The organism is Pseudomonas sp. NY11955 (assembly GCF_048068035.1).
Lineage (GTDB): Bacteria > Pseudomonadota > Gammaproteobacteria > Pseudomonadales > Pseudomonadaceae > Aquipseudomonas.
The window spans coordinates 1-23,917 of record NZ_JBLUPS010000017.1 but is presented as its reverse complement, the minus strand read 5'-3'; the positions used below and the strand labels follow the sequence as shown (position 1 = coordinate 23,917).

Here is a 23,917-nt window from a genome sequence, read left to right as displayed (position 1 = left end):
CGCAAGAATCCCCCCGCCCCCTGGCGTACACTCGCGCCCCTGCCCTGCTTCTGGAGACCGTTGTGAGCCCCATCGCCCTAGCCCGTCTGCTGACCCTTGCCGCCGTCTGGGGGGCGAGCTTCCTGTTCATGCGCATCATCGCCCCCGAGCTGGGCACGGTGCCGACGGCATTCTTCCGTGTGTCCATCGCCTGCCTGGGCCTGGTCGCCATCGTCGCCGCCGCCCGCGTGCGCTGGGACTTCCAGGGCAAGCTCGGCGCCTGCCTGGTGTTGGGCATGATCAACTCCGGTATCCCTGCCACCTTCTATTCCGTCGCCGCTCAGGTACTGCCGGCCGGCTACTCGGCGATTTTCAACGCCACCACGCCGCTGATGGGCGTTCTGATCGGCGTGTTGTTCTTCCGTGAGCCCATGACCCTGCCAAAGCTGTGCGGCATCTTCCTTGGCCTGTTCGGCGTCGGCATCCTCAGCGGCGCCGGCCCGGTGGCGCTGGACATGGCCCTGCTGCAAGGCGCCCTCGCCTGCCTGGCGGCCACCACCTGCTACGGCTTCGCCGGGTTCCTCGCGCGCCGCTGGGTCAGCGGCCTGGACAGCCGCCTGTCGGCACTGGGCAGCATGCTCGGCGCCACCTTGATGCTGAGCCCGCTGTTCGCCTGGAGCGCGCTCAGCCAGCCACCCGCCAGCTGGGGCGGCTGGCAAGTGTGGCTGTCGTTGCTGGGCCTGGGCCTGCTGTGCACGGCATTCGCCTACATCCTGTACTTCCGCCTGCTCGAAGAAATCGGCCCGGTGAAAGCCAGTACCGTGACCTTCCTGATCCCGGTTTTCGGCGTATTGTGGGGGGCATGGCTGCTGGACGAGCCGCTGTCGATGGCGCACCTGTACGGCGGCCTGCTGATTGGCCTGGCCTTGTGGCTGGTGCTGCGCCCGGCGCGCAACTAAAGCGGGGTGGTGGATGAACAGTGCGTACAAGAAGGTCCTGTTCCGCCTGGAGCAGGACGCCAACGGCTACCCACCGGCCTCGGTCGAGGGCCTGTGGGCCAAGGCCGTGGAAGGCGGCTATGCCGTCGACAACATCCCCTTCCATGTCTACGGCATCGCCCCGGGCGACGTGATCGCCACCCGTGAAGACCAAGGCGAAACCTGGTTCGCCGAACTGCGTTACAGCAGCGGCAGCTCGGTGTTCCGGGTGGTCGTCAAACCACCGGAAACGCTCGACCAGGTACGCGCAGCCTTGCAGGACTTCGGCTGCAACTGCGAAACCGAGCAGGCCGTGAAAATGCTGGCGGTCGAGGTCCCGCCGCAACGCTCGCTCGACACCCTGCTCTACTACCTGCTCACCCAGCGCGAGGCCGGCCTGCTGGACTTCGAGGAAGGCGTACTGCGGCACGCCATCCCCGAAGAGTTCCGCTAAGGCCTACGCCTCGGCCAGACGCGCCGCGGGCTTGCGAAACACGAACAGCAGGCCCACCACGATCAGCCCCATGCCCAGCAGGCTGAGCGGTGCCAAGCGGTTACCGAAGATCAGGAAGTCCATCACCGCGGTCACCGCCGGCACCAGGTAGAACAGGCTGGTGACGTTGACCAGGTTGCCTTTGGCGATCAGCCGGTACAGCAGCAAGGTTGCCAGCAGCGAGACTACCAGCCCCATCCACAGCAGCGCCCCGACGAAGCCGCCGGTCCACGCCACCTGCAGCGGTTGCAGCGGTGCGAACAGCGCGCACATGGCAAAGCCGGCCAGGTATTGCAGCGGCAACGTGCCCATGGGGTTGTCGGTAATGCGCTTCTGCAGGATCGAGCCAACGGTCATGCTGAGCAGTGCCAGCAGGGCGAACAGCATCCCCGCCAGCGACACTCCGCCCAGGTTGATGCCTTGATAGACCACCATGATCAAACCGCCCAGCCCCAACCCCAGGCCGAACAGACGGCTCCACGAGCGCTGACGCTCCATCAGCACCACGGTGAGGATCGGTTGTACCCCCATCACCGTGGCCATCACGCCAGGGGTGACGTGGGTGTTGAGCGCCAGCAAGTAGAAGATCTGGTAGGCGCCAAGCAGCACACACCCAGTACCCAGGGCGCGCAGAATGCCCCCGCGCGTACGCGGCCAGCGCAGCCCCAGCAGCGGGCCGATCAGCAGCAGGCCGGCCAGGGCCAGCGCCGAGCGCAACAGCAGGAAGGCGAACGGGCTGGCATGTGCCAGGCCCAGCTTGGAGACGATCGCCCCGCTGCTCCACAGCAGGACGAACAGGCTGGTAGTGGCCGCCGAGGCCACGGATGCTTTGCTAAAGACAGACATGTGTTGCCACCTGATAGTAGGCAGATAAGCCAAACGGACGGCGTGCGCTTCAGCGAGGGAAGTAGCCGACCGTGTTCAGTAGGTTGCGTGTGCGAAAGGGTGCGGCCAGAGGCCGATCAGCCCAGCACGACCACGCAATGAGGCGGAGCTACGCCGCCTACGACGCCACTGACAGGTGGTGGGTAGTGACTGATCATGACCGGCTGCTGGCAGCCACGCACGACCATGCCCGCGACTGGCGCGATGGCAAAGCCTGTGGTGGAAGGGTTGGCTGGCATGAACAGGTCTTCGGGAAGAGAACAATGGGCTGGACTATAGCCCGGTAGCACATGGCTGGCAACTACTGCCCAAGACCTTCTGCGGAGCGCGAAATCTGGGTTGATCCATTTTCACAAGCTGGCGCGATCCCTGTGGGAGCAACTGTCTTGTGCTGCTTGTGCCGGCCTCTTCGCGGGCTCGCCCGCTCCCACAGGGATTGGGCATGCCTTGAGGTAAGCACTGAACCTGTGGGAGCGGGCATGCCCGCGAACACCGGCGCAGCCGGTGCCATCCACCGCGTCGACTGCTTCGCGGGCTCGCCCGCTCCCACAGGGATCGCGCCAGCCTTCAGGTATCGTGCAAGACGGTGCCCACACTGCTACTGGTTAATTTTCCACCGCCTCGGCTCGTCTGAATGCGAAACGCAGCACGCATTCACCCGTTTCGAGGATCACCGATGAACGTATGCACCTGGCTCTACCGGCCAGCCCAGATCACCTGCCTGCTGCTGGTCAGCGCCTACGCCCACGCCGCCAAGCCCGGCGAGGTGTTCAAAGACTGCAAAGACTGCCCGGAGATGGTCGTGCTGCCCGCCGGCAGCTACGTGATGGGCGCCCCCGACGACGAAGTCGGCCGCCAGCCCGACGAAGGCCCGTTGCACACCGTGACCTTCGCCAAGCCGTTCGCCATGAGCCGCTACCAGGTCACCGCCGGCGAGCTGGATGCCTATATCAAGGCCACCGGTACCGTCATCAAAAGCGGTGACGAGCGCCCCGGTCGCTGGTGCGAGGCCAGCAAGCCGAGCTACAAGCAAGGCCCCCGCCAGCCAGCGGTGTGTGTCGACTACGACGAAGTGCAGGCCTACACCCAGTGGCTGGCCAAGACCACCGGTAAACCCTACCGCATGGTCAGCGAAGCCGAGCGCGAATACGCCGCCCGCGGCGGCTCCACCGGGCCGTTCCCGTTCCCCTTCGACGAGCCGGGCAAGTACGAAATCAGCAAGCACGCCAACACCTACGGCCCCCGCGATGGCTACACCTACACCGCGCCAGTAGGCAGCTACCCGGCCAATGCCTTTGGCATGTACGACATGCACGGCAACGTCTACGAGTGGGTTGCCGACTGCTACCACGAAAGCTACGAAGGTGCCCCCAGCGACGGCAGCGCCTGGATCCAGGACCCCACGTGCATCCGCGCGCACATGCGGGGCAACGACTGGGGCGAGCCGCCGATCTTCTCGCGCTCGGCCAACCGCAACGACCGCCTCAAGACCACCCGCGGCGACTTCCTCGGTTTTCGCGTAGCACGCGAATTGTGAAGTTGTGACGCGGTTAACGCAGTGGCGGTGAAAAATACAGCCAATAAGAATCGTTCCGGTTTTTCACAGTTGCTGCGTCACATACCTGACATAGAAAAAAACCCCTCTGCCAACGAGACCGCAACAGATGTCCAAGTCCTTGCCCGGCCCGCTCAACCCGCTTGCCAAAGCGTTACTGATCCGTCATTCCCTTCGTCCCCGTCACGCGCTGTCGCGCGCTGGCCTGGGCCTGGCTCTGTCCACTGCGCTGGTGGCGCAGGTGCAGGCACAGGAATGGACCTTGGATATTCCAGCACAGTCGATGAACTCGGCGTTACAGGCGCTGGCCAAGCAGACCGATACCCAGTTGCTGTATAGCCCGGAGGACATCAGCGGGCTTCGCTCCAGCGCGCTGACAGGCCGACACGACCTGCAGTCTTCGTTGCGGATTCTGCTGCAAGGCACAGGACTGCGTTATCAGATCGATGGCAATACCGTGACGGTAACTGCCAGCTCCGCCGCAAAGGACGGCCAGGTCGAGCTCTCGGCGACTAACGTTGACGGCGCAGGGCTTGGAGCAACGACCGAGGGCACTGGTTCCTACACCACCGGTGTGACCAGTACGGCCACCAAGATGAACCTGTCGATCCGTGAAACGCCACAAACCATCAGCGTGATCACTCGCCAGCGCATCGAAGACCAGCAGCTCAACAGCATCACCAGCGTGTTGAACCAGACGCCTGGCGTGACCATGTCCCAGGATGGCGGGCAACGCTACAACATCTACTCTCGCGGTTCCGCGATCGACACCTACCAGATCGATGGTGTCACCACCACCCAGGAAAACCAGACCCGCAACATGCCCAGCACCCTGCTGGACACCGCCATCTACGATCACATCGAAGTGGTGCGTGGCGCCACCGGCCTGATGACCGGGGCCGGCAACCCCAGTGGCGTGGTCAACTTGATCCGCAAACGGCCGACCCGCGAGTTCCAGGCCCACGTTCAACAGGGTTTCGGCTCCTGGGATTACTACCGTAGCGAAGCGGATATTTCCGGGCCGCTGAGCGAAAACGGTGGTATACGCGGCCGGTTCGTTGCGGCCAAGCAAACCAACAACAGTTTCCGCGACTGGTACAGCGAAGACAAAGAAGTGCTTTACGGCGTGCTCGAAACTGACCTGGACGATGCTACCCTGCTGCGCTTCGGCATCGACTACCAGAAGCTGAAAGTCAAAGGCTCGCCGGGCGTTCCGCTGCTCTACACCAACGGCCAGCAAACCAACTTTTCCCGTTCCACCTCCAGCGGTGCCCGCTGGTCGTTCGACAACTATGATACGACCAACTATTTCGTCAACCTGGAGCATGTGTTTGCCAACGACTGGCAGCTCAAGTTTGCCGCGAACTATATGGACTCCGAGCGCGATGAATTTTTTGGCTCGGTCCTGACCGCCACCAACCGTGCGTTCCTCGACCAGGAAACAGGCATGGCGAATTTCAACCGCTACCGTGCCATCACCCCGCAGAACCAGACCGGGGTAGATGTGACCTTGCAAGGTCCGTTCGAGCTCGGCGGCCGCACCCATCAGTTCATCACTGGCTACAACTACCAGAACTACAACAACCACCAAGACGGCTTCGAAAGCAGCCCCACCACCGCGAACTTCTACACCTGGGACAACTACCTCGAGCGCCCCAAAAACAAACGTGGCGAAATTGAAGACCGCTTCAACATCGATATCCGCCAGAGTGGCAGCTATGCCGCCTTCCGCTTCAACGTGATGGACGATGTGAATGTGATCCTGGGGGCGCGGGTATCTGATTACCGCTACGACTACTTCTACACCTGGAGTGATCCTTACACCATGAAGAAGCATGGTGAGGTTACGCCGTATGCCGGTATCACTTACGACCTCACCCCCGAACAGACGCTGTATGCCAGCTACACCGACATCTTCAAGCCACAGATCAGCGAAGACCGCAGCGGGAAAATGCTTGATCCGGTCATTGGCAGCAACTACGAAGTTGGCTGGAAAGGCGAATTCTTCGGCGGACGCTTGAATGCGAATGCGGCGCTCTACCTCATTCAACGAGAGAACCTGGCCGTCCAGGACGGCACCGTGCTGGACACCGACCGCACGGCCTACAAGGCCGAAAAAGGCGAAACGAAAGGTATCGACCTGGAAATCAGCGGCGAAATTCTGCCGAACTGGAATGCCCAAGCCAGCTACAGCTATTCACGAACCGAGAACCCGGACGGCGATCGCCTGCTGACTCAACTGCCCATGGACTCCATCCGGCTGTGGAACACCTATCGCTTTTCCGGCGCTTGGGAGAAGTTGACCGTCGGCGGGGGTGTCACTTGGAACTCGGGGATCTCGCTTTACTACCCCAAACCCTACTACAGCAAGATTACCCAGGATGACTACACCGTGGTCAGCCTGATGGCACGCTACAAGGTGAGCGAGCATATAACGGCTACGGCGAACCTCAACAACCTCTTCGATGAGAAGTACTACTCGGGTATCGGCGGCAGTGTCGGCCACTATGGTGACCCTCGCAACGCCTCGCTCAACCTGCGTTACGATTTCTGATCCGCACTCCCTGCCACTTCTCCTCCTCTGCAGCGGCGTTACGCGACAAGCGTAACGCCGCTTTTCATTGGCGCCGGGCTTGAAGCGTTGCCCCCGGTTAATCCCGCCCTGAACGACATCGCCCCGGGCCGGCAGTATCAGACCTGCCAGCCCGGGGCGATGTTCAATGACGCGTGGTCAGTCTGCCTGCCCCCCTCATTCGATCATCGTATCCTCCGCCAACCAGTGCATCGCTAGCCCCTCGATCACTTCGGTGTGCTTGAGAATGTCGTAGTGCCCGGCTTCGACCGCATGGCTTGCGTGCGTGGCAAAGGTCCACGCTGGATCGGCAGCCCGGCCAGCCCACCAGCAGGTCGCCAGGGCCTTGGTCCGAGGCAAGCTGGTCAACTTCAGCGACAGGGCTTTCAGACGCATCGCAACATCGAAGGTATGGGCCAATTCCGCGCTGTCGATATCGGCGTACAACGACTGCCCGGCTTGATCTGCACGAACCTGCTCGACGATCTCCTGAAGCACTGTGACATCGGTACCTACCGCGATTGCTGGCACCACCAGCTGGTGCTTGGGCACGCCCAGCAGCACACTGAGGAAGCCCTGCAGATCGTCTGTCCAGTCCTCGGTCATCTCATCATGCAGCGCACAAGGTACGAAGCTGTCGACCAGGCCAAGCAGCGTCACTGCCTGGCCCTGGCGCTCCAGCTCCTGGGCGACCAGCACGGCCAAGGTTCCCCCCAGCGACCAGCCTGCCAGGCGGTACGGCCCCTCTGGCTGCTTCTGGCGGATGTACTGGGCATAGTCGATGGCCATCGCCTGCAGCGATTCGTCTTGCCATGCGCGGTCAAGCAGCATGCGGCACTGCACGCCATAGACACTGCACACACCCTCCAGGCGACGCGCCAGTGGCTCATAATCGAACACCGTACCGAAGCCTGCGTGCAGGCAGAACAACGGCGTGGCGTTGGCGATACGCGTGTTGAGCAGCAGCACAGGATCAAGGCTGACTTCAGCCTCCGAGTAGCCCGACAACTCAGCGATGGTCGGCTTGGCCATCACGTCTCGCAACTTCAAGTCCAGCTGCAAACCGCTGTGCGCGCGCACCTTGGAGAGCATTTTCAGCACCCGCAGCGAATCACCGCCCAACTCGAAGAAGTTGTCTTCGATACCCACCTCTTCAACACTCAACACTTCCTGCCAGATCTGCGCCAAGGCCTGCTCGGCCTCGTTACGCGGCGCCACGCGCTGCCGCTGTGCGATGAAGTCTGGTGCTGGCAAGGCATTGCGGTCGATCTTGCCATTGGGCGTCAGCGGCATGGCGTCAAGCAGTACCAGTTGTGTCGGCACCATGTAGTCCGGCAGTTCGGCTCGCAGGGCCTCACGCAACTGGGCAGGCGTGTTAGCCACACTGCTGCTGACCACATAGCCAACCAGTTGCTTGCCCGTGGCGGTATCTCGCGCCACCACCACGGCATCACGGATATCGGCCAGGTTGCGCAGGCGTGCCTCGATCTCGCCAGGCTCGATGCGGAACCCGCGAATCTTCAATTGGTTGTCCAGCCGGCCAATGAAGTCGAGGGTGCCATCGGCACGACGGCGCACACGGTCACCGGTACGGTAAAGGCGCGCACCTTCAGCGAATGGGTCGGCAACGAAGCGCTCGGCGGTAAGCGCCGCACGCTGGTGATAACCCCGGGCCACACCTTCGCCACCGATGTACAACTCACCTGCCACCCCATCGGGCAGCGGGTTGAGATCCTGGTCGAGCACCTGCAAGGTACGTTGGCCAACCCGGTCGCCAATCGGTGCATACACCGCCTGGCAGGACTGATCGGCCGCGACCTTCCACAGCAAAGGTGTGACCACTGTCTCGGTAGGCCCGTAACCGTTGGTCAGGTACTGTGGCCGCAACGTACGCTTGACCAGTTCGAACAGGGCATCGGGCACCGCGTCGCCGCCAAAGCAGTAGATGCGCACCGGCGGTGCAGCCTGTTGCTGGCTCTCGCCAAACTCGGCCAACTGTTGCAGATAGGCCGGCGGGAAGCAGGCGATATCGATGCGCTGCTCATGCAGCACTTGCCAGGTTTCCTCCGCCGTCCACAAGCGGTTGCCGCGGATCACCAGGCAACCACCCGAGGACAGCGTCGACAGCCATCGCTCTTGCGCACCGTCGAAAGCGAACGACATGAACAGCAGTTCGCGCGTGCGCTCATCCATTTCGTAAAGCTGAGCAATGGCCTGGCAGTGCATGCGGATCTGCCCATGGCTGACCGCAACGCCCTTGGGCTTGCCCGTCGAACCCGAGGTGTAGATCAGGTACGCCAGGTTGTCGTCCAGCACCTCGGCCTGCGGCATGCTGGCACTCAGGCCAGCCAGCTCCAGGCGGTCAAGTTCGACAATGTGCCCAACCGCGTCGAAGCGCTGACGCAAGGTACTGCTGGTCAGCAGCAGATGCATGGCCGAGTCTTCGACGATCCATTGCAAGCGTTCCTGCGGATACTCGATATCCAGCGGTACATAGGCCGCACCCGTCTTCATCACCGCGAGGAAGGCGACAATCACCTCCACCGAGCGCTCCAGGGCAATACCGACGGTGGTCTCCGGCTTGGTCCCCAGGGCGATCAGGTGATGCGCCAGGCGGTTGGCGCGCAGGTCAAGCTGCGCATAGCTCAGTTGCTCATCGCCACACACCACGGCCACAGCATCGGGACGCAGACGGGCATGCTCGGCGATGTGCTGGGCCAGGCGCGGAGCATCCGCAGTGTCTGCCACCAGGTGGTTACGCTGGCACGCCTGCTGAACTTGCTCTGGGGTCAGCATATCCAGGCTGCCCAAGGTGGCTTGCGGGTTGTCCAGCATGCCTTCGAGCAGGCGTTCGAAACTGCCGCGAATAACGGCGGTAGCCGCTTCGCTGAAGCAGTTGCGCAAGTACATGAACTCGACCGAGAAGGTATCGTTGAGCAGCACTGCCAGGTCCATGGCATAGTTGGTTACACCGCGCTCGGCCACTGCACCGAACTGCAGAGCGTCACCGCCGCCATCGTGCAAACGATCGTCCAGTGGGTAGTTCTCGAACACGATGATGCTGTCGAACAGCGGTTGCCCAGGGCGCCCGGCCCAACGTTGAACATTCGACAATGCCGCATGTTCGTGGTCACGCAGTTCGAGGTTGTAGTCCTGCAGTTGCTGCAGCCAGTCGCTGACGCGCCAATGCGCAGCCGGTGCCTGCACGACAGGCAAGGTATTGATGAACAAGCCAAGCATGTTGTCCACCCCAGGCAGGTTCGCCGGCCGACCGGCCACGGTAGCGCCGAAGCAGACCGTCTGCTGCCCGCTGTAGCGTTGCAGCAGCAGCAACCAGGCGGCCTGCACCAAGGTATTGGGCGTGACGCGCAGGCGTTGCGCCAGATTACGCAGGCGCTGGGTGCGCTGGGCATCCCAGTGCAGGTAGAGCGCAGCATGCCCTGACAAGTTGGCATCCGGCCGCGGCGATAGCGCCTGCTCCAGCAGGGTCGGGCTTTCGAGGGCGGCAAGTTTTTGCGTCCAGAACGCCTCCAGCTCAGCCTGAGGTTGCGCCTGGAGCCAGCGAATGTAGTCACCGAAGCGCGGTACACGCGTGTCCAGCGCCTGCCCGTGATAAGCCTGGAACACCTCGCCCAACAGGCGCGAGTTGCTCCAGCCATCCATCAGGATGTGATGGCGGGTCCAGATCAGTTGCATGCGCAGGTCATCCAGGCGCACCAGCGTGACCCGCATCAACGGCGGCTGCGCCATGTCGAAGGCCTGCTCGGCGTCAGCGTCGATCAAGGCCTGCAACGCCTCGGCCTGGTCGTCACGGTGCCGCCAGTCGAGCACGTGGATCGGCAGCTCGACATGGCGATGAACGATTTGCAGCGGTTGTGCCAGTTGCGCATCGGAGCAGAAGCCCGTGCGCAGGATGTCATGCCGCGCCACCACTTGCTTCCAGGCCTCGGCGAAACGTTGGATATCCAGGCCGTCGACCGTTACCGAGGTCTGGTTGAGGTAGAGCGCCGCGTCCCCACCCTGAGCGCTGTAGAACAGCATGCCTTGCTGCATCGGTGACAGCGGGTACACATCGTCTATCTGTTCCCTAGGCACCGGCAACCGCGCAAGCTGCGCCTCGGTCAGGCCTGCCAGCGGCGCTGGCTGTGTGCTTGCGACCTGGTCGCTGGCAACGTGTTCGCCAACCTCGGCAACAGCAGCCAACTGCTCCACGGTCTGGTGCTGGAACAATTGTTTGGGCGTGAACAGGATGCCCGCCTGGCGCGCGCGGCTGACCAGCTGAATCGAAATGATCGAGTCACCACCCAACTCGAAGAAGTTGTCGGTAACCCCGACTTGCGCCACTTTCAAAACGCCGGCCCAGATTTCCGCCAGCTGCCGCTCGAGCGCATTGCGCGGAGCCACATACTCGCTCTGCGCTTGCGCCTGATCGATACTCGGCAGGCGCTTGCGATCGAGCTTGCCACTTGGGGTCAGAGGCATGTGTTCGAGCAGCATCAAGTAAGTCGGCACCATGTAGTCCGGCAGGCTATCTTTCAACGCCTGTTTCAATGCCGCTGGCAAGCCCTCCTGATCAACGGCTTCGTCCTCGGGGACCACATACCCGCACAGTTGCTTGACGCCCGCATGATCGACCGCGATGACGGCGGCCTGGCGCACATGTGGGTGCGCTTGCAGGTGTTGCTCGATTTCGCCCAACTCGATGCGGAATCCCCGCACCTTCACCTGATGGTCGGCCCGACCACGGTACGCCAGTTCACCCTGCTCGTCGAAATACCCCAGGTCGCCGGTACGGTACAGGCGCGCGCCGGGTGTTTCAGCCAACGGGTCCGGAATGAAGCGCTCGGCGGTCAGCGCTGGGCGCTGGTGGTAGCAACGTGCCAGGCAGCCTTCACCACCGATGTACAACTCCCCCGGCACGCCGATTGGCGTCGGCGACAAGCCGTCATCCAGGGCGCGCATGATGCGCCCGGCCAATGCCCGGCCAATCGGCACACCGCTCTGCGCCGCTGGTACCTGCGCCAGCCGCGAGCAATCGTAGGTGGTTGCGACGACGGTGGCTTCGGTGGGGCCGTAGGTATTGAGCAGGCGTACCTGCGCCGGCCCATCCTCCAGCCATGCCTGCAGGCCGTCCAAGGCGACGGCTTCACCGCCGACGTGAATCTGCTTCAACTGGCCATAGGCGTGCGCAGGGCGACGATCCAGCGCCAGCAAGCGCCAGTAAGCCGCTGGCAGGTCAGCCACGGTAATGCCATGGTGGATGACTTGCGCGCTGAAGGTGTCGGTGTCCCACAGGTGTTGATCACGCATCACCACGCAGGCGCCACGCGACAACGGCGGGAAGAACTGCTCGATGAACCCGTCGAAGCTGAACGTGGCGAACTGCAGCACCCGGTCCTGCGGGGTCAACCGCGAGTAGCCACTGGCGACTTCACAGAACACCGACAGCGCCTGGTGAGCAATTGCCACACCCTTGGGCATGCCCGTGGAGCCTGAGGTGTAGATGACATAGGCGAGGCTGTCGAGGGTAACCGTGCAAGGTAGCGGCTGGTCACTGAACCCTTGCAGCCACTGCTCATCCTGCTGCAAGTCGATGCACGGCAGGCCATTGGGCAATGGCATACGCGCCATGGACTGCGCGTCACCCAGCAGCAGGCCGATGCCGCTGTCCTCGATCAAGTAGGCCAGTCGATCCTGCGGGTATTCCGGGTCCAGCGGCACGTAAGCCGCGCCGGCCTTGTGGATAGCAATCAACGCCACGGCCAGCGCAAGGCCACGCTCGGCGGCAACCCCCACCAGGCTGTTGGCGGTAACGCCACGCGAAACCAGAAGGTGTGCCAGGCGATTGGTGCGCAGGTCCAGCTCGCGGTAAGTCAGTTGCTGCTCACCGAACACCAGCGCCGTCGCGTCGGGGCGTTCGCCTGCCTGCGCCTGGAACAACTGGTGGGCGCACTTGCCGGAAGGGGTAATGGCTTCGCTACGGTTCCAGTCTTCCAGCAGCAGCTGGCGCTCGGCATCCCCCAGCAAAGACAGCTCACCGAGCGCCGCGCTGGCATCAACGATCAGCGCCTGCAGCAAGTGGCCGAAGTGTTCGGCCACGCGCTGAATTGCCGCGTCGTTCCAATTGGCCCGGTTGTGGCTGTACTGGATAGCCAGCGTGTCACCCAGGGTGGCCGCCAGGGTCAGCGGGTAGTTGGTCTGCTCCAGGCTGGCCACCTGGCCGAAGCGCAAGCCATCGGGCGCACCCTCCTGCAAGGCCTGCGAAACCGGGTAGTTCTCGAACACCAGCAAGCTGTCGAACAGGGCTTCACCGCCCAAGCCGGCCCAGCGCTGTACCTCGTTCAAGGGGGTATGCTCGAACTCGCGCAAGGCCAGGTTGCAGTCTTGCACCTGGGCGATCCATTCGGCCACGGTCTGCTCGCTGCGCGGTGCACCCACGACCGGCAGGGTATTGATGAACAGACCGATCTGCTCTTCCACCCCCGGCAGGTCCGCAGGGCGCCCCGCCACGGTGGCGCCAAAGCACACGGCAGGTTGCCCGGTATAGCGTTGCAGCAACAGCAGCCAGGCCGACTGCACCAAGGTGTTGACCGTGACCCGGTTGGCACGCGCAAAACTGTCGATACGCTGGGTCGTCGCGCGGTCGAACACCTGGAAGTGCTCACCCTGGCCTGGCTGTGGGGCAGCGTTTGAACGTAGCACCTGAGCCAGTCGGGTCGGTTCTTCCAGCGGTGCCAACTGGCCTTTCCAGAACGCTTCGGTGGCCGCTGCGTCCTGGCGCTGCAGCCAGGCGATATAGTCGCGATACGGCGCCGCCGACGCCATTACCGGCTGCCCGGCGTAACGCTGCAATACCTCGCCCAGCAGGCGCGAAGTGCTCCAGCCATCCATCAGGATGTGATGGTTGGTGTAGATCAGGTGGTGGCTGTCATCCGCCGTGCGCACCAGGGTAAGCCGCTGCAACGGTACTTGGTCCAGTGCGAACCCGGCTTGCCGGTCGCCATCGGCCAAGTCTTGCAGCGCCTGCTCCAATGCCGGTTGGCCACGCCAGTCGTGCTCGGCCAGCGCCTGCTCGACGTGCTTGTGTACCACTTGCACGGCCTGGTCGAGTTCACCTTGCCAGATGAAGCCACTGCGCAAGATCGCATGGTTATCCACCGCAGCCTGCCAGGCCTGGCGGAAGCGCTCCACGTCCAGCCCGTGGACATCCACACGCAGCTGGTTGATATAGTCGCCGGACTGCTGTTCATAAAGGGTATGGAACAACATCCCCTGTTGCATCGGCGACAGCGGGTACACATCGGCAATCTGTTCGACCGCCACAGGCAGGTTGTCCAGCTGCGTTTGGCTAAGGTCTGCCAACGGGAAGTCCGAAGGTGTCACCCCACGGTGCTGCGGCTGACGGCAATGGTCGATCAGCAGCGCCAGTTCCTGCGCATAGTCATCGGCCAGCTGCGCAATGGTGGATTCATCGAAGATATCCCGGCTGAAGCTCCAGCCCAGTTTCAGTTCGCCGCCATACACCTGCCCGTTCAGCGCCAACAGGCTGCCCAACGGCGCATCTTCATCCTGGGTGGCACCGGCGTATTCCTTGGCCGGCAGCAACAACCCCGCGTGCTGGTCGAAGCTGGCGTCGAACTGGCCAAGGTAGTTGAACACGATTTCGCCACGTGGCAATGCCGCCAGCGTTGCCTGTGCTTCAGCGTTGCCCAGGTAGCGCAGCAGCCCATGGCCAAGCCCTTTGTTGGGCACCGCGCGCAACTGCTCCTTGATCGTCTTGAGTGATTCGACCAGGCCGGCCTGCGGGCTGAGCCGCACGGGGTACATGCTGGTGAACCAGCCCACGGTGCGGCTCAGGTCGACGCCCTCGAACAGGTCCTCACGGCCGTGGCCTTCCAGGCGTACCAGCACCTCGCCGCGTCCGGTCCAGCGGCTGATCACACGGGCCAGCGCGGTCAGCAGCAAGTCGTTGATCTGCGTGCGGTAGGCGGCAGGTGCCTCCTGCAGCAGTTGCCGGGTCAGTTCACGGTCCAGACGGGTGCTGACCGAAGTGACATGGCGCTCCAGGTTGCGGCCTTGTGGGCGGTCGCACGGCAAGGCATCGCTGCTGCCTTGCAGTTGCGCCGTCCAGTAGCCCAGTTCGGCCTGCAGGGCTGCGCTGGTCGCATAATCCTGCAACTGCTCGGCCCAGGCTTTGAACGAGGTGGTCTTGGCTTGCAGTTTCAGTGGCTGGCCGCTGCGCATCGCCTGGTAGGCCTGCTGCAGGTCCTCCAGCAGCACACGCCAGGAAACACCGTCCACCACCAGGTGATGGATGACCACCAGCAGGCGCTGGCTGCCATCGGCACACTCGGCCAATACCGCCCGCAGCAGTTGCCCCTGTTGCAGATTCAGGCTGCGCTGCGCTTCGCTGGCAAGCGCTTGCAATGCCTGGGCATCAGCCACCTCACGGTGCCAGAGCACTTCGCTGTCGGCTTCGCTGAACGTGCCCGACCAACCGGCATCACCCTGCTCGAAACGCAGGCGCAATGCATCGTGTTGCAACACCAGCGCCTGCAAAGCCTGGGCGAGCAACGTGGGCTGCAGCGGCTCGCTCGGCACCAGCAGCACAGACTGGTTCCAGTGGTGGCGCTGCGGAATCTGCGCTTCGAAGAACCACTGCTGAATCGGCAGCAATGGCAGGTTCCCGTTGACGGGCCCTTGTTCGATTCGTGTGCTGGCCGCACGCCGGGCTACCGCCGCCAAGGCCTGCACCGTCTGGTTCTGGAAAAGCTCTTTGGGGGTGAACTGGATATCCAGCTGGCGTGCTCGGCTGACCACTTGGAGCGAAATGATGGAGTCACCCCCGAGCTCGAAGAAGTTATCGCTCAAGCCGACCTTGTCCAACTTCAGAACATCGGCCCAGACGCCGGCAATCTGCTGCTCCAACACACTCTGCGGCGCGACGTACTCACCTTGAAGAAGGCTGGCATCCGGCTTTGGCAGGGCCCTGCGGTCAAGCTTGCCATTACCCGTCAGTGGCAGGCTGGGCAAGAACAGCATATGGGCCGGTACCATGTAGTCCGGCAGATTGACCCTGAGCGCCTCGCGCAAGGCCTCACGCAATGGCGCCTGCGCCTGAAGGCTATCGCTCACCGCCGCATCGGCAGGCACCACATAGGCCACCAACTGCTTGCCGCTCGGGCCATCCTGGGCCAGCACCACGGCCTGGCGCACCGGTTCGAGCTCCTGCAGACGCGCCTCGATCTCACCCAACTCGATACGGAAACCACGAATTTTCACTTGGTGGTCGATACGCCCAAGGTATTCGATCACCCCTTCCTCCGCGTAGCGCGCCAGGTCGCCGGAGCGGTACAGGCGCCCGCCCTGCTGATCGAACGGGTTGGGCACGAAACGCTCGGCGGTCAAGGCAGGGCGGCCATGGTAACCACGTGCCAGGCCGTCCTGGCCGATCATCAGTTCGCCCTGGCTGCCCGGTACCACCGGGTTCAATGAGCCGTCGAGCAAATACCAGCTCAGGTCCGGTATCACTTCACCAATCGGGCTGCTGCCGACATTTTTCAGGTCGTCGCGGTTGATCGGCCGATAGGTCACGTGCACCGTGGTTTCGGTAATCCCATACATGTTGATCATGCGTGGCTTGCAATCACCGAAAACGTCGAACCATGGCTTGAGGCTGCTGACATCCAGCGCCTCACCACCGAACACGACATGCCGCAACGCCAGCTGGCTGCCCGCGGCAGCCGCCTCGCAGGCAATCGGGATCAACTGCTGGAACGCCGATGGCGTCTGGTTGAGCACCGTCACCTGTTCGTTCGACAGCAAGGCGTGGAAGTCCTGCGCAGAGCGCGCCACATCCTTCGGTACGATGACCGCCCGGCCGCCATACAGCAGCGCGCCGTACAACTCCCATACCGAGAAGTCGAAGGCATAGGAGTGGAACACCGTCCACACGTCGCTGGCATCGAACTGGAACCAGTCTTGAGTCGCGGCGAACAACCGCAACACGTTATGGTGCGTCAGCAATGCACCTTTGGGTTTACCGGTGGAGCCGGAGGTGTAGATCACGTAGGCCAGGTTTTGCGGCGACATCGCCACACACGGGTTCTCATCGCTGTACCCGGCAAGCACCTGGTCATCCAGGGCTACGCAGCGAAGGCCAGGTGGGGTTGGCAGACCATCACGCAGATGCCCCTGGGTCAGCAGCAGGGCGATGCCGCTGTCTTCGAACTGGTAGGCCAGACGGTCCTGGGGCGATTCAGGGTCCAGCGGCACGTAAGCGCCACCCGCCTTGAGGATGCCCAGCAAGCCAACGACCATTTCCAGGCTGCGTTCTACCGCAAGCCCGACCAGCACATCCGGGCCCACACCCGCTTCGCGCAGCCGATGGGCCAGGCGGTTGGCGCGACGATTGAGCGCGTCGTAACTCAACGTCTGGCCGGCAAAGCTGATCGCCAGCGCATCTGGGGAGGCGGCTGCTTGTGCTTCGATCAACGCATGGATGCAGTGTTCACTTGGGAAGTTCGCTTGGCTGCGGTTCCAGTCGTGCAAGATTGCCAACTGCTCCTGCTGCCCGGCCAACGGCAAGTCACCGATGGGCTGCGTGGCGTCACCGGTCAATGCACGCAGCAAGTTGCCGAAGTGCTCGGCAAGCTGGCACACGGCAGGCTGCCCCCAATGGGCTTGGTCATGGTTGTACTGCAGCGACAGGGTGGCACCGAGGTTGACCAGAACGGTCAGTGGATAGTTGGTCTGCTCATGGTTGGCCACTTCACCGAAGCGCAGCCCAGCCGGCGCGCCTTGCTGCAGGGCCTCGGAAACGGGATAGTTTTCGAACACCAGCAAACTGTCGAACAGCGCCTCGCCGCTCAAGCCAGCCCAGCGCTGCACCTCGTTCAGCGGCGTATGTTCATATTCACGGGCAGCCAGGTTGGCCGCCTGTACTTGTGCAATCCACTGAGCGACCGTTTGCTCGGCGCGTGGTGAGCCGACCACCGGCAAGGTGTTGATGAACAGACCGATCTGCTCTTCCACCCCCGGCAAGTCAGCCGGGCGGCCAGCGACGGTTGCACCGAACGCCACGGTGGGCTGGCCAGTGTAGCGCTGCAGCAACAAGAGCCAGGCCGACTGCACCAGCGTGTTGACGGTCACCCGATTGGCCCGGGCAAAGGCCTCGATTTTCGCCGTCTGTTCCTGATCGAAGGCCTGGTGATGGATCTCATGGCCAACAGCGATCGCTTTGCCTGTCTTGCGCACCGCCAACGCCAGCCGGGTGGGCTCCTGAAGCTCGGCCAGCTGGGACTTCCAGAAGTGCTCGGCCGCACCGCTTGGCTGACGCTGCAACCAGGCAATGTAGTCGCGGTAGTGGGTGGCCTGATTGGACAACCCCTGGCCGGCATAACGTTGAAGCACTTCACCCAACAACCGCGACGTGCTCCAGCCATCCATCAGGATGTGATGATGGGTGAACATCAGATGGTGTCGGTTTTCGCCCGTGCGCACCAACACCAGGCGCAACAGCGGGGCGCTACTGACCTCGAAGCCACGCTGCCGTTCGCTATCGGCCAGCGCCTGCAGCGCCTGCTCCGGTGAAGGATGATGGCGCCAGTCATGCTCGACGAACGGCAGTTCGACGTGCTTGAGCACCACTTGCACAGCCTGCTCCAGCGCCCCTTGCCAGACAAAGCACGTTCGCAAGATGGCATGTGCGTCCAGCGCGCCCTGCCAGGCGTGAATGAAACGCTGCACGTCGAGCCCTTCCACATCCACGCGCATCTGGTTGATGTAGTCGTCGCCCGAATGCTCGTACAGGGTATGGAACAGCATGCCCGACTGCATCGGTGCCAATGGGTAGACATCGGCGATAGCGGCGGTCGGTATGGGCAGGCTGTCCAGCTGTGCCTGGCTCAAGCTTGCCAGCGGGAAGTCCGACGGCGTAACGCCGCACTGATCGGCCTGGCAGCAATGGCTGATCAAGACCTTGAGCTCTTCGGCGTACTCCTCTGCCAGGCGCTCGATTGTGGCGGTGTCGAAGCGTTCCCGGCTGAAGGTCCAGCCCAGCTTCAACTCGCCTGCATAAACCTGCCCGTTGATAGCCAGCAAGCTGCCCAGCGAAGCGTCCTCGCTGTGGTTGGCGCCGCCGTGCTCCTTGGCAGGCTTGAACAGGTTGCCCTGCTCCTGGAACATACCGTCGAATTGGCCCAGGTAGTTGAAGACAATCTCACCTTGTGGCAACGCTTGCAGCACTTGCCGGCTGTGATCGCCGCCCAGGTAACGCAATACACCGTAGCCGATGCCTTTGTTGGGCACCGCGCGCAGTTGCTCCTTGATGGTCTTGATCGCGTTGTCGAGCTGGCCGTGGGCACTCAAGCGCACCGGGTAGATGCTGGTGAACCAACCCACGGTGCGGGTTAGGTCAAGGTCGTCGAACACGTCTTCACGGCCGTGCCCTTCCAGGCGTACCAGTACTTCCGTGCGGCCGGTCCAGCGCGCCACCACGCGTGCCAGGGCTGTCAGCAACAGGTCGTTGATCTGGGTGCGGTAGGCACTCGGTGCTTCATGCAGCAGCTTGTGCGTCCACTCCCGGTCCAGGCTGGTACTGGCATAGGCAGCATGACGTTGCAGGTTGTCGCCTTGCGCACGATCGCAGGGCAATGTGTCATCGACAGCCTGCAACTGTGCCTGCCAGTAGCCCAGTTCGGTGGCCAGCGCCTCACCCTTGCCATAGGCCTGCAAGCGCTCGGACCACGCCTGGAACGAGCTGGTCTTCGCCGGCAAATGCAGTGGCTGACCGGCAGCGCTCGCCAGGTAAGCCTTTTGCAGGTCTTCCAGCAGTACGCGCCAGGACACACCATCCACCACCAAGTGATGAACCACCAGCAGCAGGCGCTGCTGGCCATCCGGCAGTGTGCCCAACAGCGCACGCACCAACGGACCATTCAAGGTGAAGCTGCGCTGGGCTTGTGCGGCTTCGCGCTGCAGCTCGTCGAGGCTGGCGAAAGCACGCTCCCACAGCACGTCCTGGGGCACCACGGAATTGAAGCTGCCCTGCCAGCTGCCCGCCACCTGGTCGAAGCCCAGGCGCAGTGCGTCATGTTGCTGCAGCACGGCTTGCAGCGCGGCTTGCAGATGCTGCGGGTCGATGGCTTGCTCCGCCGCCAGCAATACCGACTGGTTCCAGTGGTGCGGCTGGGCCAGTGACTGCTCGAAGAACCAATGCTGCACCGGGGTCAGTGGCAGGACGCCCGTCACAGCGCCCTGATCGATCGCCACACTGTCGGCTCGCCGCGCCACCGATGCCAGGCCTTGCACGGTCTGGTGCTGGAACAACTGCTTGGGTGCGAACTGAATACCCGCCTGACGCGCACGGCTGACAACCTGCAGCGAAATGATCGAGTCGCCGCCCAGTTCGAAGAAGTTATCGGTAATGCCCACCTGCTCAAGTTTCAGCACATTGGCCCAAACGGCCGTGATATCGCGCTCCAGTTCGCTTCGCGGCGCGACATACTGTGCCTGGAACTGGCTGACGTCAGGCTTGGGCAACGCCTTGCGATCCAGCTTTCCGTTGGGGGTCAGCGGCAACTGTTCAAGGAACAACAACTGGCTGGGGACCATGTACTCCGGCAGGCTCTGCTTCAGCTGGCCACGCAATACCTCACGCAGTGCCGACTGCCCTGCAGGGGTAGCGATGACCGCGCCATCCGCGGGCACCACGTAGGCAACCAGTTGTTTTCCAGCGGGGCCATCCTGGGCCAGCAACACCGCTTCGCGAACCGTTTCCTGCGCCTGCAGGCGGGCCTCGATCTCCCCTAGCTCAATACGGAAACCACGGATCTTGACCTGGTGGTCGATCCGCCCGGCATATTCGATCAGCCCATCGTTCTGGTAACGGGCAAGGTCGCCGGTACGGTACATCCGGCCGCCCCCCTGCTGATCGAACGGATCGGGCAAAAAGCGCTCGGCTGTCAAGCCTGGGCGCCCAAGGTAGCCCCGCGCCAGGCCTGCGCCGGCCATGTACAACTCGCCCACCACGCCCACCGGGACCGGCGCCACCGCCTCGCTCAGCAAGTAAACGGCGCTGTTGCTGATTGGCCGGCCGATGTTGGCCTTGCCATGGGCAGACCTGAGCGTGAAGGTGGAGTAAGTGGTGTCCTCGGAAGGGCCGTACAGGTCGTAGACCCGCTGTACATGGCCAGTCGCGTACAGGTCGTCGACCAGCGACTGCTTCAAGGCTTCGCCGGCCAGGTTGATGGTATGCACGCCCTCCGGCAGCTCGCCGGTCTCGTGCAACATCTTGATCGCCGATGGCACGGTGTTGATCAGGCGCACTTGCGCTCTGGCGGCCAGATGCGGCAGCTCCAGTGCGTTGGCAGCCAGCACCGCGTAACCACCGGCCGAAAGGGTGACGAACAGCTCCCACACCGACAGGTCGAAGCAAATGGATGTGGATGCCAGCACGCCACACAGGTCTTCCTGGCTGTAGCTGGCCAGCGCCCAGCCGATCAGGGCGGTCACGTTGCGGTGCTCGATCAGCACGCCCTTCGGTTTGCCTGTGGAGCCCGAGGTGTAAATGCTGTAGGCCAGGTTGCTCGGTTGGTTGATGCAGCTCAGATCACTGTCCGGGTAGGCCTCCAGTGACAATTGGTCGACCAGCAGCGTGCGCGAATGAAACTCTTCAGGCATGCGCGCAAGCAGGTGCGATTGCGACAACAGCACAATGGCCTGGCTGTCCTCGAGCATGTACTCCAGGCGATCCTGCGGATAGTCCGGGTCCAACGGCACATAGGCGCCGCCAGCCTTGAGAATCGCCAGCAAGCCGATCACCATCTCCGGGCTGCGCTGCATGGCGATACCCACCAGTACATCCGGCCCCACGCCCTCGTCACGCAGCTTGTGCGCCAATTGGTTGGCCCGCCGGTTCAAGGTTTCGTAGCTCAGCACCTGATCTTCGAACAGCAGCGCAGGCGCCGAAGGTGATGCCTGCACCTGTGCCTCGAACAGCTGCTGCATGCATTGCTCGGCAGGGTACTCAGCCTGCGTGTCATTCCAGTCGCGGATGACTTGCTGCAGCTCATGCTGGCCCAGCATCGCCAGGTCGGCCACACGCTGCTCAGGCTGGGTGACAATGCTCTGCAGCAGGTTCAACCAGTGTTGCGCCATGCGCTCGATGGTCGCGAGATCGAACAGGTCGGTGGCAAAGGTCAATGCGGCGCTGATACCGGCTTCATGTTCGAAGGTATCCAGCGCCAGGTCGAACTTGGCCACGTGGCTGGTCAGTGCCAGCTCTTCCATTGCCAAGCCGGGGAGGCTCTGTTGCCCAGGCTTCTTCGCTTGGGTCTGATGGTTGTACATCACCTGGAACAGGGGGCTGTGGCTCAGGCTACGCTCGGGTTGCAGCACTTCGACCAATTGTTCGAAAGGCAGGTCCTGATGAGCCTGAGCGCCTAGCGCACGCCCCTTGACCTGTTCCAGCAAGCCCATGAACGTCGTGCCAAGGTCGAACTCGGCACGCAAGACCTGGGTATTGACGAAGAAGCCCATCAAGCGCTCGGTCTCGACACGATTGCGGTTGGCAACCGGCACGCCGACCCGTATGTCCGACTGCCCCGAATAACGGTGCAACAGCGTTTGAAAACTGGCCAACAGCAACATGAACGGGGTAACGCCCCGCTGTTGTGCCAGCCGCTTCAATGAACCGACCAACTCTGCCGCCAGGGGAATTTCCAGCCGTGCGCCGTGCTGGTTGTAAACCGCCGGGCGCGGCCGGTCAGTCGGCAACTCCAGAACCGGTTGCTGGTCGCCGAGCTGCGCTTTCCAGTAGCTCAGCTGTCGATCCTGCTCACCCGCTTCCATCCAGGCACGTTGCCAGATGGCATAGTCGGCGTACTGGATGGCAAGCTCGGGCAGTTGCACCTGCTGCTGCTGGCTGAAGCCGGCGTAGAAGCGAACCAGGTCATCCACCATCACAGGCATTGACCAACCATCGGACACGATGTGGTGCAGCGTCAGTGCCAGTACCTGCTCTTGCCCGCCAAGTTGCAGCAGGGTCGCCCGCAACAGCGGGCCATGTTCCAGGTCGAAGGGCCGCTGCGCCTCGGCCTCCAGGCGCGCCTGCACAGCGGCGGCATTGGCCGACGGCATGGGCTCCACTGCCAGCTCGAATGGCAGGTGAGGATGAATGACCTGCACCGCCTGTTCGCCTTCCAGACGGAACGTAGTGCGCAACGTTTCGTGGCGGGCGATCAACGCTTCGAAGCTGCGCTGCAGGGCGGCGATGTCCAGTTCGCCGGTGAACTTCAATGCGGCCGGCAAGTTGTAGGCCGCACTTTGCGGCTCCAACTGCCAGAGAAACCATTGCCGCTGCTGGGCATAGGAAAGCGGCGGTTGGGCGAAGCCCTCACGCGTAAGCGGAATGGGCAACTGCGCAAGGCTCATGCCCTTGGAGGCGAGTTTTTCGAGGAACAGCTTGCGCTGCGGCAGGGGCAGGCCAATGAAGCGCGTTACCAGGTCCATGTTTCTGTTATCCGTTTGCATCTCAAACTGCCTCGAGCTCGCTCATGAAGTCCTGGAGGTCGTCCAGGTCTGCATCGGTATTGGTATTCAAGCCACTGATCATGGCTGCGTAGGCCTGCAGGTTTTCCGCCTGGAAAAGCCAGGCAAGCGGTAGGTTTATGCCCAGCGCTACCTGCAGGCGCGCCATCACTTGGGTCGCCAACAGCGAGTGGCCACCCAATTCGAAGAAGTTGTCGTGCAGGCCGACCCGCTCCAGCTTCAGCACATCCGCCCAAAGCGCTGCGATCTGCTGCTCCAGCGCGCTCTGCGGGGCGATGTACTCACGCTGCAGCAGGCTGGCATCCGGCTGCGGCAGGGCCTTGCGGTCCAGCTTGCCGTTCGGCGTCACCGGCAGCTTGCCGAGCAGCAGCAGGTGCGCCGGCACCATGTAGTCCGGCAGGCCAGCCTTGAGGGCTTCGCGCAGGCTGTCGCGCAATGCGCTTTCGTCTTGCGCGCTGTCGGCAGGCACCACGTAGCCCACCAGTTGCTTGCCGTTCGGCCCGTCCTGGGCCAGCACCACGGCTTCCTGCACGCTCGGCAGCTCCAGCAGGCGCGCTTCGATCTCGCCCAGCTCGATACGCAGGCCGCGGATCTTCACCTGGTGGTCGATACGCCCGGCGTAGTCGATCACGCCATCGGCGCAGTAACGCGCCAGGTCGCCAGTGCGGTACAGGCGGCCACCGTTGTCGCTGAACGGGTCCGGCACGAAGCGTTCGGCGGTCAGTGCTGGCCGCTGGTGATAACCACGGGCCAAGCCCACGCCGCCCAGGTACAGCTCACCAGCACTGCCGCGCACGGCGGGTTGCAGGCTGCCTTCCAGGATGTGGGTCTTGAGGTTGTCGATTGGCTGGCCGATCGGCACGCTGATGCTTTCGTCCGCCTGGCAGGTCCAGTGAGTGACGTCG

The 23,917-nt window shown here is 63.0% G+C and carries 8 protein-coding genes; 4 read left to right on the top strand and 4 right to left on the bottom strand.

Annotation, left to right across the window (positions count from 1 at the left end):
* Positions 1–62 precede the first annotated feature (62 nt).
* Positions 63–938: a DMT family transporter gene (locus ACNFBR_RS24580; RefSeq protein WP_416737160.1), complete on the top strand. Its 876-nt coding sequence runs from the start codon at positions 63–65 to the stop codon at positions 936–938.
* A gap of 13 nt (positions 939–951) precedes the next feature.
* Entirely contained in the window at positions 952–1,410 is a 459-nt protein-coding gene (locus tag ACNFBR_RS24575; protein ID WP_416737159.1) for a DUF4265 domain-containing protein, read from the top strand.
* Between the two features lie 3 nt (positions 1,411–1,413).
* Here the strand turns inward: ACNFBR_RS24575 and ACNFBR_RS24570 are convergent, their stop codons facing one another.
* Together ACNFBR_RS24570 and ACNFBR_RS24565 are read right to left on the bottom strand one after the other, a co-directional pair.
* Positions 1,414–2,295 (bottom strand): DMT family transporter, encoded by an 882-nt coding sequence (locus ACNFBR_RS24570; protein ID WP_416737158.1) that lies wholly within the window; start codon positions 2,293–2,295, stop codon positions 1,414–1,416.
* A gap of 116 nt (positions 2,296–2,411) precedes the next feature.
* Positions 2,412–2,573, bottom strand: a complete 162-nt coding sequence (locus ACNFBR_RS24565) for a hypothetical protein (protein WP_416737157.1) — start codon at positions 2,571–2,573, stop codon at positions 2,412–2,414.
* Between the two features lie 437 nt (positions 2,574–3,010).
* Between ACNFBR_RS24565 and ACNFBR_RS24560 the strand changes: the two genes are divergently transcribed.
* On the top strand, positions 3,011–3,871 hold the full coding sequence (locus ACNFBR_RS24560) for a formylglycine-generating enzyme family protein (RefSeq protein WP_416737156.1): 861 nt from the start codon (positions 3,011–3,013) through the stop codon (positions 3,869–3,871).
* Positions 3,872–3,998: 127 nt separating this feature from the next.
* Positions 3,999–6,443, top strand: coding sequence for a TonB-dependent siderophore receptor (locus tag ACNFBR_RS24555; protein WP_416737155.1), 2,445 nt, complete (start codon positions 3,999–4,001; stop codon positions 6,441–6,443).
* A gap of 195 nt (positions 6,444–6,638) precedes the next feature.
* Here the strand turns inward: ACNFBR_RS24555 and ACNFBR_RS24550 are convergent, their stop codons facing one another.
* Together ACNFBR_RS24550 and ACNFBR_RS24545 are read right to left on the bottom strand one after the other, a co-directional pair.
* Positions 6,639–22,925, bottom strand: coding sequence for a non-ribosomal peptide synthase/polyketide synthase (locus tag ACNFBR_RS24550; protein WP_416737217.1), 16,287 nt, complete (start codon positions 22,923–22,925; stop codon positions 6,639–6,641).
* Between the two features lie 70 nt (positions 22,926–22,995).
* On the bottom strand, positions 22,996–23,917 hold a 922-nt coding region (locus ACNFBR_RS24545), incomplete at its 5' end, for a phosphopantetheine-binding protein (protein WP_416737154.1).

Bases quoted from the DNA above. Each gene is read 5' to 3' on its own strand.
- ACNFBR_RS24575 (WP_416737159.1), top strand. From the start codon at position 952: ATGAACAGTGCGTACAAGAAGGTCCTGTTCCGCCTGGAGCAGGACGCC.
- ACNFBR_RS24570 (WP_416737158.1), bottom strand. From the start codon at position 2,295: ATGTCTGTCTTTAGCAAAGCATCCGTGGCCTCGGCGGCCACTACCAGC.
- ACNFBR_RS24565 (WP_416737157.1), bottom strand. From the start codon at position 2,573: ATGCCAGCCAACCCTTCCACCACAGGCTTTGCCATCGCGCCAGTCGCG.
- ACNFBR_RS24560 (WP_416737156.1), top strand. From the start codon at position 3,011: ATGAACGTATGCACCTGGCTCTACCGGCCAGCCCAGATCACCTGCCTG.
- ACNFBR_RS24555 (WP_416737155.1), top strand. From the start codon at position 3,999: ATGTCCAAGTCCTTGCCCGGCCCGCTCAACCCGCTTGCCAAAGCGTTA.